This window comes from Okeania sp. SIO2C9 (assembly GCF_010672455.1).
GTDB lineage: Bacteria > Cyanobacteriota > Cyanobacteriia > Cyanobacteriales > Microcoleaceae > Okeania.
In genome coordinates this window covers 1-9417 of sequence record NZ_JAAHGO010000150.1, presented here as the reverse complement: position 1 = coordinate 9417, position 9417 = coordinate 1, and the positions used below count along the sequence as shown (strand labels likewise).

The following is a 9417-nucleotide window of genomic DNA, read 5'->3' as shown; positions in this document are numbered from 1 at the left end:
AGTAGTGAAAGTATTAACAATTTCAACAATACTAACATCAATATAATAAGATACCGTCTGCTTGAATAGTTGTTATTGCGAGTGATCACACCCATCTCCCCATCTCCCCATCTCCCCCTCTCCCCATCTCCCCATCTCCCCATCTCCCCATCTCCCCATCTCCCCATCCCCCCATCTCCCCATCTCCTCCTCTATTTTTAAATAGATACCAAATGGGTTCTATATATTGTCTATTGACAATTTCAACAATCACTTGCTTCCTGACTCACTGACGCATTCGCCTCAGTCGCTTGCCACAACTTAAAAAGTAACAACTCAATGCGATCGCTCAATGCAGTAATAAAAATTCCATTCTCATATTCTGGATCTACAGTTATCCAAGTTCCTCCTAAACTAACTTCCATAAACTCATCATCAGCAACACAAAGGGCAATATCATCTCCACCCTCCTTTTGCACAGCCATCTCCAACATCGACAACTCAGGTAAATTTACAGGTAGCAAAAAAGCTGCAGAACTTGGTTCAACCACAATTTTTTGACCAACTCGCATAGCCAAGATTACCCGCAGTACTATCAACTGTTCGGGAGATTGAGCCAAACGCTCCATATAAAAGCCAGATTCAGTATAAGTTAATTTTAGCATTCCCGGTGGTCTCTCCTTTTTTAATTGGAAGAGCTTCGGATGTTATTGAGTAATTAATCTATAACTCAAAACTCAAAACTCTTTGCAGTTATTGAAATTAGTTTTGTTAGAAATATCTGGCGCTTAACGAAGTCAGAAGTCAGAAGTTGTTTTTGTAGCAGGGATGTTTGAGCAACCCTCCAAAAACATTTCGCCTTATTTGATACTGAATTTTGCCCCCCTAGCCCCCCAACTTTGGGGGGAAAGAGTTAATTTGCTTCTAAAAGTCCCCCAATGCGTGGGGGATGCGCGGGGGCTTAGATGGACTTCTCAGACAACCTCTTAAAAGGCGGGGTTTTAGACCCAATTATTTTGATAATTATTTGACCTTTTTCCGAGCGTTCCGATCATTTATTCTCAAAATAACGACATCAAAATTTAGCTCTAGTTGCTTCCTAGAACTAACGAAACTTATAGACAACTTTTTAGGTCCGCTTCAGTAAAAAAATAAAACCTTCTAAACCTCGTGTTGTCGTTCGCGCCAGAACTGTTCAGCAAATGCAATAGTCGGATGTATTGGTGTTTTCGGTTGATGTGATAATTTCATTCCTGCCTCAGTAGGAGTACGATTACCTTTCATTGCATTGCACCTTTCGCAAGCCGTAACTACATTATCCCAACTATGTTTACCACCCCTAGACCGAGGAATCACATGATCTAAGGTGAGACGTTTAGTAGTCCCGCAATATTGGCAACGGTGATGATCCCTCTTTAACACTTCCCTACGATTGACTGGGGGGACTTTCCACACCCGTTCTTGGGAGGCCATCGTTAGGCGAATTTGTTCCGGCACATATAAGACCAAACTAGGAGAACGCACAGGCCAGCCACTACCATTATCAAAATTTAGAGGTTCAGCTTTGCCAGTCACCAGCAGAGCGATCGCCCGCTTGATATTTACGCGGGTCATGGGTAAGTAGTTCTGAGAAAATACGACTACAGATTGGTTTAATACTTGAGTCATGCTGGTCACTGCTTTACCTCCTAAATTTTAAATTTTAGATTTTTTATAGCAACTGGTTTTTCAATTAACTGGTGCCGCTACGCGGAAGTCAAAAGTCAAAAGTCATGCATCGAGTGCGTAATTCTGAGGTCCCCTCAGAATGTAATACGCACTCAAGACAGTCAAAAGTCTTGATTGGTAAGGCTTTTAGGATTTTGTAACTGGTTAGTTATTCCCGCCCTCTTCTACTAGCTATCAACTATTAGCACTTCAGCACTTCAGCCTAAAAATTTGCACATATAATTAGGTATCTGTTTGAGCAGTCTCCGCCAAGCTGACCGCTGATTGCTGAACTGCTTAATGCTTTTTAATTGTCCGAATTCAAAAATTAATTTTATCTTTTTATTTCCTGGTCTTATTTAAAACTAACAACCCCTGCTTCTATTTCTTCGGAAGCGGGGGCTAGAAAAAAGATATTTATACCTTTTAGTCTGACTTTTGTACAGATTTTTTTGGTCTGTACCTCCCGCTTCTGAGAAATTGATTTGACCTAATCTTTGGCCCTTCAATTTGAAAAATATGATTAAATTTTTCGAGTAGCTCCAAACCTCCATAATCAATGCCAAAGTCATTTCCATCACATAATATTGTTCTCAACATCAGCCATGAAATAGCCCCACAACCTTCAAATAGGTTGTTTTTTGACCGATAGATGGCTTGAATAAATGAATGGTTCACAGGAAAGGTCTCAAAAAGTTGGGGTTTCAAATCTAATCTTTTTTATACTACACTAATATTACAGAGATGTCTACCTAAAAATTTTAAGGAGAAAAAAAATCATGTACACAATTCCCAGAACTTCAACTACTGATATGCAAGTTACTAGCATTCGTTTGGAAAGGGAGTTAAAGGATAGGTTGAAAAGACTAGCTAATAATAAGGGCTATCAAGCTCTGATTCGAGATATCCTCTGGAACTATGTCCAGCAAAAGTCTGGAGATTATCGGCCACAGTTTTCTCATTCGGATATTCGAGCTAGTCTACCTGCAACAGCCCAACAAGAGGAACGATGTGTGCTTACTGGCAAAGTGATACGAGCAAATGAATCGATGTTATTAGGACTTACGAATAATGGTGATATGGTGCCCCTCAGTATTGATAGTATGGATAATTAACTAAAATTTATATTGGTGATGGGTGATCGGCAATTGAGAAGTATGAAAGATGACGATGCCCAAATTTATTTATTTGTCTGTTTGCCCATCACCAGATTTAAAAAGCAGAATTTAAAAATGAAAAATATTATCTCTTGATAAAGTATCTGAGATTGAAAGCTCAGATTTCTCAATTAATTATTTTTGGTGGTGGTGCATAGTAATGGTAGAGAGAGTGTGGGGAGATGGGGAGATGGGAGATGGGGAGATGGGGAGTGTGGGAGAAATTAAAAAATATATATCTTCACCAAAACTCATGCAGGACTACCTTATTTTTTTTTGAGGATTGGTGAACTACTCAATATTGAATAGCCGTATTCCTACTTTATAAAAATTAATTTGTCAATAGCTACAATTACTCAAGTACTTATGCTTATATAAAATTTGTTTTTTTGAAGTTATCCATCCTAGCCAAAAATTTAGATAATAGGGCTTATGTTTAACATAAAAACTGAATTACAGTCTTTTAAAGATAGGAGTTTTTAATTTTAAGTACAAGAAGACCAACATATCTTATGTACAGATAATGATACCAAATTTCTGAAACAACGGAAGTATGTAAAATATTTTGTAATGATTTAGAGAAAATCAGAGTAAGTTTTATAGGAATAAACAATTTCAATGACTTTTTTGATAAATTAAATTTATACTTTTTGTTGATGATTAGCGATCGCATCTACAAAAAGAAAGTGAACATTTTGGTAGCAGTTGTGAGAGATGTTTAAAGAAAGCTGGGAACTTATGACTTATGGGTTAGTGCGGGTGTAGGGAGGAGTGGTGGAATACTTGCAAGCAGAAAATTAAGAAAATGAAGTTGCTGCGGAATTGGCTACCAAAGTTGCTGGGATTGCTTAATCTCTAGTCTCCCTGTGGTGTGGTAAGGGATGGATTAGCTCAAGAATGGGAATTTCAATTCCCAGTTCATCGACTAAGACTTACAAATCTTGTTTTAACAGATACTGACGGGAACTATTTCTGTCACCACCATCACATAGCAGTAGTATAAAACTGGCCTCCGAATAATCGAGTGCCCCATAGTTTTGCCACCAGTAACGAATCGAATCACAGGCAAATTTGCTCTTTACATCGCTAGTGCCAATCTGATATATAACCAACTTTAAGTTTCAGGTCATATCAGCCATGTGGAATGGCAACTCCAATGGCCAGGGATTTCCAATCATAGTCGAATACTTGAATTTCTTCTGTTGTATACATCTTTCCTTCTGGATACAGGTTTCCAATTATAGTAATTTGGAATAAGAATCAGACACTTTTTCAGCTGAAAGTCTTTCTAGGTAAGAAAAACTTGTCTCAATCTAAACTGAAATGACTATAGTTCTTTTTTTTGTATCCATACTCACCACTGGATTGCCTGCTTCAGTGTAGATTTTTTTAAGGTTCTCAATGTTTTCACACTGTTGATTGCGTTGGGAAAGAAATCATATTTCCTTATATTCAATTCCGTAACGGTTAAAACCCGAGGTAATTATCAATTATCCATTATCAATTATCAATTAATGAAGACATATATCTCTCTTTATTTATTCTTCCGACTTCTTGATATTGACTATATATTAGACTTGTCGCTTTATCGCTTTATAACTTAAAAAAATCCCAAAAACCTTGTTCTGTTAAAGATTGTAGCTATTGGATGGCAAAAATGCTTTTAATTATTGCTCTGTCTAGATTAGAGTGATTTTTTCCTTGATTGAGCGACAACTCTATTATTAGCAATTAACTCAAAGACACAGGCAACTTTTTAGACAGAAAATTTTTCAACTCAATCATTAGGTCTTCATTACTTCTGTTGGCTTCCCAAGTTCCAGAAGTATATCTACCTATTTGCCATTTTCCTTGCATAAAATTTTCATCTTCAGAAACAGTTCCAATATAATAAATAATATATTGTGAATTTGCAAGATAACGCTTTGTAAAACTAATTTTGCGTCCAATAACTTCACCCTTTAATACAGCTTCTCCTAAATAACTGTCATCTAATATATTTCCACTCAAAGTATTACCACCTTGAATCAAAGTAGCTTCAAATCTTGTAGGATTTCCCTGTTGCCAATAAGTACCTAGCCAACTTCCACTTAAATTTGCCATTAGAGTTGAGTTTCTATTTAATACAAAATTTTGACACTTCAAAATTGAAAAAGTAGTTAGTTATGGGAGCCATCGAATTAGCGACATACAGTAGGACTAAGAATACGGTTGATGGGAATTCTCACCCCACCAACCCCATTGGCACTGCGGGTGACAGTGGGGTATTATAACCATCAGGGCAAAAATAATCATGGATAAATATAAAATAAGTTTAGTAGCAGGTCGTACCTTATCTTAACAAATATAGCACTACGCAAATACACTTTTGATATCTTTTGTCTTCCCCGATCCGGTGCTTAGGTGTCCTTTCAGTAAAGTAAATTTTTCTAGCTCTAAGAAGTAGTGCTATATAGCAATATGAAATTATTTGTAAAATTTATCCAGAAATATTATTGCTGTATCTAAGTTTGAGACAATGACTATTCACGAATGATTTAGGATTGCTAGATCGCCAATCTATATAGAATCCCTAAGCGTATCTTCATAAATATCAAGTTTTTTTAGCTAGGAGACAGGAGACAGGAGACAGGAGACAGGAGGGAAGATGTGGGTTCGTGATCATACAAAAAATTCAACACTCCTTCATATGATTTTTCCTCACTCATTGATGCGCGAAAAGACTTGACTACCATAATTATATAGCTATCAAATGGGTTCTATAAGAAGTAAGCAAACAGCTATTAGCTGTCAGCTTTCAGCAATGATATCCCAACCTTCAAGAGGGGGTTGAAATTAATATAGACTTTAAAGTCAGCTTTTGTAGTCAGATTTAATTATGACTTAATCGGGACTTACGCACACGCTAAATCGAGTAAGGGTGCTATTCGGAGCTTTGCGGAACGCAAATGCCATTCGCCCCTACATATAGCGTTTTCAAGATGAATTTGCGTAAGTCCTGTTAATTAATAAAGCTTTGATCTAAAACTAAAAAATAGCTGATAGCTGATAGCTGATAGCTAATAGCTGACCGCTGTTTGCGCAGCATTCCGCAGGAAATGCTTACATTAATAAAATATAGATTTTTGTTGAAACATTACTTATATCATGTTCGGACGGGTCAGTTATAAATAAAATTTCAGAACTGACAGTACCAAATAAATACTTAAATTATCTTGAAATACTTAAATTATCTTGATTTTTATCCTTTTTTCCCTCTTGACTCCTGACTCCTGACTCCTGAGGACTCGCTAAGTTATTTATAAGTATTCAACCGAACATGATATTACTTATCCCAGTAAGTTTTTGGCAATTATCTTTAGCAAAAAACTTTTTTATCTTAGTTTATCAACAATTATATATCAAACAAATAAGTTAAAAATAGTTATATGCAAATAATCATAAAATCAATTAATAAATACCATGATTTATAAATGATTAAATGAAATTTAAGTTATAAGTTTTAGCTATGTATAAAAATATCAAGTTTTAAGTTATGTTACTGACCTAAATCAACTAAATAAATTTGAACCCATATTTTTCCACAATTTTCATATTTTTTATCTAGCATCGACTGTGTCATACTTAATACCTACACTAAGAGAAAACTTTACTACTTCAACTAAGTTCATCAACAGGACATTCTGGCCAAAACACTCAACATAGAGTCAGGTAGAAAACTGGTCATCGTAAAATCTAGTAGCCAAAATCAACTGAAATCTTAATTAATTTTTCTACTTTCTTCTTTCTCCTGTAGTTAAGCTATTATAAAATTTAAGAGGTAAGTTGCTATTCTATAGTTTAATTCTTGTGCCAATCAAAGTATAAAAATTCAGGCACAGTTAATCTTAACTATAAAAATCTAGAAACTTAAAAAAATCTTTAAAATCAAACTATCACAGCAAAAATGAGCAGAAATAAACAACTCTTAAATCAACGTAAACAATGCCCTGAATCTCAACCAGATGATTTTTTGAAGGTATTTAGTCAGTCTCCAGTAGGTACGTCAACTTGGAATTGGATTTTAACTAGTTCTCGTTCTGGAACAGATCAAATTTTTTTACCTCTGTCTACAGGAAAAGGGTTAACAACAGATTATGAACCATTATTTTTATTAAAAGTGTCTCCTGGGAAAAGTTGGAGTTTAGAAAGTTCTGTAAAGGTTACTGCTAAAGCAGGAGTTTTTATCACAAAAGTAGGTTCTATATTTGTTGCACCATTATATGTACTTTTCAAGTTATCTGGAAATGATTATATTTATCACATCTGGATTAATCATTATGGTGGAGATATTTTACCTTCTCCTCTATACAAACTACAAAAAATGCCATATTTAACTCTACTCTTAATAGAAGATAAATCTCAGCCAGAAAGAGCAATCAAAATTGAGAATCAAATAAATTGGTCAAGTTTAATAGCAAAAATTGAATCAGTTTCATCTTGGGATAGAGATGTCTTTGATAAATTCAATTCTTTAGCATATTCTGCTCAAGAATTGTGGAATAGAACAACAGAAGAACAAGTAAAAAAAACAACAATAGCTAAGTTAAACGATCGCTTTAGAAATGGGGATAAAAGTTTAGGAGAATACAAAATGAGTAGGCAAGTATTAGCATTGCCAAGAAAAAAGCAAAAACAACTGTTTAAAGAAATTCAAGATTTTTCTAATTTTACATCAGAAAATGATCCTAGAGGTGAACATAATGTGGGTCAAGTTACAATGGATGGTGTAGAATATGTTTGGAAAATTGACTATCTAGACACAAGTATGATTATGCTGTCAGATGCACCAGAAGATATCAATAAAACTACTAGAGTATTATTGGTAATACGAGCTGATGAATATTAGAAGAAGTAATGCTCTCATATCCGCTCGGGTAGCACTAACGTTAAAGTTCTTAGGTGGTAGATGGTAGGGCTTATTTTGGCGTTTAATTTATGGACAATACCATTAAAAAAAAGAATGTTACGGATAATTTGGGCAATTAAAAGACATGTGCAGGAGATGTCCCTTTGACTAAAAAGATAAGTTCCGACCTAAAAAATGATATCGAAGCCATTTATTTTGTACGTCGTCAATCCGACGGCGACTCTACCTGACTCGGTTCTCAGTGCTCCTAAGAAATAGCCTACCTATTTGTAGCAAATATTTATCAAACTGGTATAACATAGATTTTTAATCAATGGAAAACAGTATTCAAGATATTAATAACTGAAAAAAATTAGGGATAAAATAGTGATTTCAGGAAAAGCAACAATAACAGCAACTAAGTCTTATGCTCAACTTCATCAAACAGAATGTACCCGAGAACACTTCCGAGAAATTAATAGTTTAACAATGAGTTCAATAGGGATCGGCACATATCTTGGAACATCAGATGCAGCAACAGATGATTTAGTCACAGAAGCAATTATTAAATCGGTAAAAAGCGGAATAAATTTAATAGATACTGCTATTAATTATCGCTCTCAACATGGTGAAATGAGTGTGAAAGCAGCTCTTTTCAAGTTAATAGAATCACAAACAGTATCCCGATCAGAATTAATTATTTGTTCCAAGGGCGGTTTTATTCCTAACCGAGCAAGAGAAAAGTGGTTTAAACAAGAGTATGTAGATCACCCCAAATTTAATATTCAAATAACAGATATGGTGGCAGGAATTCACTGTATGCATCCAGAATATATTCAAGACCAACTAGAGCGCAGTTTAACAAATTTGGGAGTGGAAACCATTGATATTTATTATTTACATAATCCAGAAACTCAACTGGGAATTATTCCTCCAGAGGAATTTTATCGTCGTCTGAAAGCTGTTTTTGCAGTGTTAGAAAAAGCTGCTGATGCTGGCAAAATAACTGCTTATGGAATAGCTACTTGGCAAGGTTTTCGAGTGCCACCAACAGATGCAAAACATATAGACTTAGCTAAAGCTAAATCTATCGCTCAACAAGTAGCAGGTGGAAAAGGCGATCGCTTCCAATTCATTCAACTGCCAGTAAACTTGACAATGCCAGAAGCAGTTATCACTCCTACTCAACCTCTGGAGGGTAAAATTTTACCCGCTATTACCGCAGCAAACCAACTGGGTATTAATGCAATCGCCAGTGCGTCCATTGCCCAAGCTAAAAATCTCATGCAACTTCCTCAAAACATCATTCATGGCCTTGGCGAAAATCTGAAAACAGATGCAGTACGCGCTCTCCAATTTACTCGCAGTGTGCCTGGTTTATCTTCGGCCTTAGTTGGAATGAAATCTCCTAAGCATATAACAGAAAATCTGGCCTTAACTAGCATTCCTCCATTAGATGCTACCTACTTTCCCCAGTTAATAGGCTTTGTTGTTTGAATGTTGTTGTTGTGGCGATCGCTCTGTAATATCATGTCCGCGTTTTCTTGAGTGGGGGAGATGGGGAGATGGGGAGATGGGGAGATGGGGAGATGGGGAGATGGGGAGATGGGGAGATGGGGAGATGGGGAGATGGGGGGATGGGGGGATGGGGAGATGGGGAGATGGGGGGATGGGAGATGGGAAGAG

At 36.1% G+C, this 9417-nt stretch carries 8 protein-coding genes and 1 pseudogene; 4 read left to right on the top strand and 5 right to left on the bottom strand.

Annotated features, from left to right (window positions below):
- Nucleotides 1-242: 242 nt before the first annotated feature.
- From F6K23_RS39295 to F6K23_RS39285, 3 genes are all read right to left on the bottom strand, one after another.
- Complete coding sequence (locus F6K23_RS39295) at nt 243-644, bottom strand: alr0857 family protein (RefSeq protein ID WP_293166456.1); 402 nt, start codon at nt 642-644, stop codon at nt 243-245.
- Nucleotides 645-1140: 496 nt separating this feature from the next.
- Nucleotides 1141-1647: an HNH endonuclease gene (locus tag F6K23_RS39290; RefSeq protein WP_367267960.1), complete on the bottom strand. Its 507-nt coding sequence runs from the start codon at nt 1645-1647 to the stop codon at nt 1141-1143.
- 465 nt (nt 1648-2112) lie between these two features.
- Nucleotides 2113-2364, bottom strand: a complete 252-nt coding sequence (locus F6K23_RS39285) for a hypothetical protein (protein ID WP_293166452.1) — start codon at nt 2362-2364, stop codon at nt 2113-2115.
- Between the two features lie 101 nt (nt 2365-2465).
- Here F6K23_RS39285 and F6K23_RS39280 point away from each other — a divergent pair, with 101 nt between their 5' ends.
- Nucleotides 2466-2801 (top strand): hypothetical protein, encoded by a 336-nt coding sequence (locus F6K23_RS39280; protein WP_293166450.1) that lies wholly within the window; start codon nt 2466-2468, stop codon nt 2799-2801.
- Nucleotides 2802-3775: 974 nt separating this feature from the next.
- On the opposite strand, the gene F6K23_RS42645 is transcribed toward F6K23_RS39280, so the two are convergent.
- Both F6K23_RS42645 and F6K23_RS39275 read right to left on the bottom strand, forming a co-directional pair.
- Nucleotides 3776-3955: a hypothetical protein gene (locus F6K23_RS42645; protein WP_367267959.1), complete on the bottom strand. Its 180-nt coding sequence runs from the start codon at nt 3953-3955 to the stop codon at nt 3776-3778.
- A gap of 619 nt (nt 3956-4574) precedes the next feature.
- On the bottom strand, nt 4575-4946 hold the full coding sequence (locus F6K23_RS39275; protein WP_293166448.1) for a hypothetical protein: 372 nt from the start codon (nt 4944-4946) through the stop codon (nt 4575-4577).
- Between the two features lie 1843 nt (nt 4947-6789).
- Here F6K23_RS39275 and F6K23_RS39270 point away from each other — a divergent pair.
- The 3 genes and pseudogenes from F6K23_RS39270 to F6K23_RS39260 all read left to right on the top strand — a co-directional run.
- Nucleotides 6790-7731, top strand: a complete 942-nt coding sequence (locus tag F6K23_RS39270) for a DUF3768 domain-containing protein (RefSeq protein WP_293166446.1) — start codon at nt 6790-6792, stop codon at nt 7729-7731.
- Nucleotides 7732-8118: 387 nt separating this feature from the next.
- A complete protein-coding gene (locus F6K23_RS39265) occupies nt 8119-9228 on the top strand; it encodes an aldo/keto reductase (protein WP_293166444.1) in 1110 nt (369 codons plus the stop codon).
- Nucleotides 9221-9417 (top strand): annotated as a pseudogene (locus F6K23_RS39260) (hypothetical protein); the annotation flags it as partial. The gene F6K23_RS39265 and the pseudogene F6K23_RS39260, both read left to right, overlap by 8 nt.

Bases quoted from the DNA above. Each gene is read 5' to 3' on its own strand.
- F6K23_RS39295 (WP_293166456.1), bottom strand. From the start codon at position 644: ATGCTAAAATTAACTTATACTGAATCTGGCTTTTATATGGAGCGTTTG.
- F6K23_RS39280 (WP_293166450.1), top strand. From the start codon at position 2,466: ATGTACACAATTCCCAGAACTTCAACTACTGATATGCAAGTTACTAGC.
- F6K23_RS39290 (WP_367267960.1), bottom strand. From the start codon at position 1,647: ATGACTCAAGTATTAAACCAATCTGTAGTCGTATTTTCTCAGAACTAC.
- F6K23_RS39275 (WP_293166448.1), bottom strand. From the start codon at position 4,946: ATGGCAAATTTAAGTGGAAGTTGGCTAGGTACTTATTGGCAACAGGGA.
- F6K23_RS39270 (WP_293166446.1), top strand. From the start codon at position 6,790: ATGAGCAGAAATAAACAACTCTTAAATCAACGTAAACAATGCCCTGAA.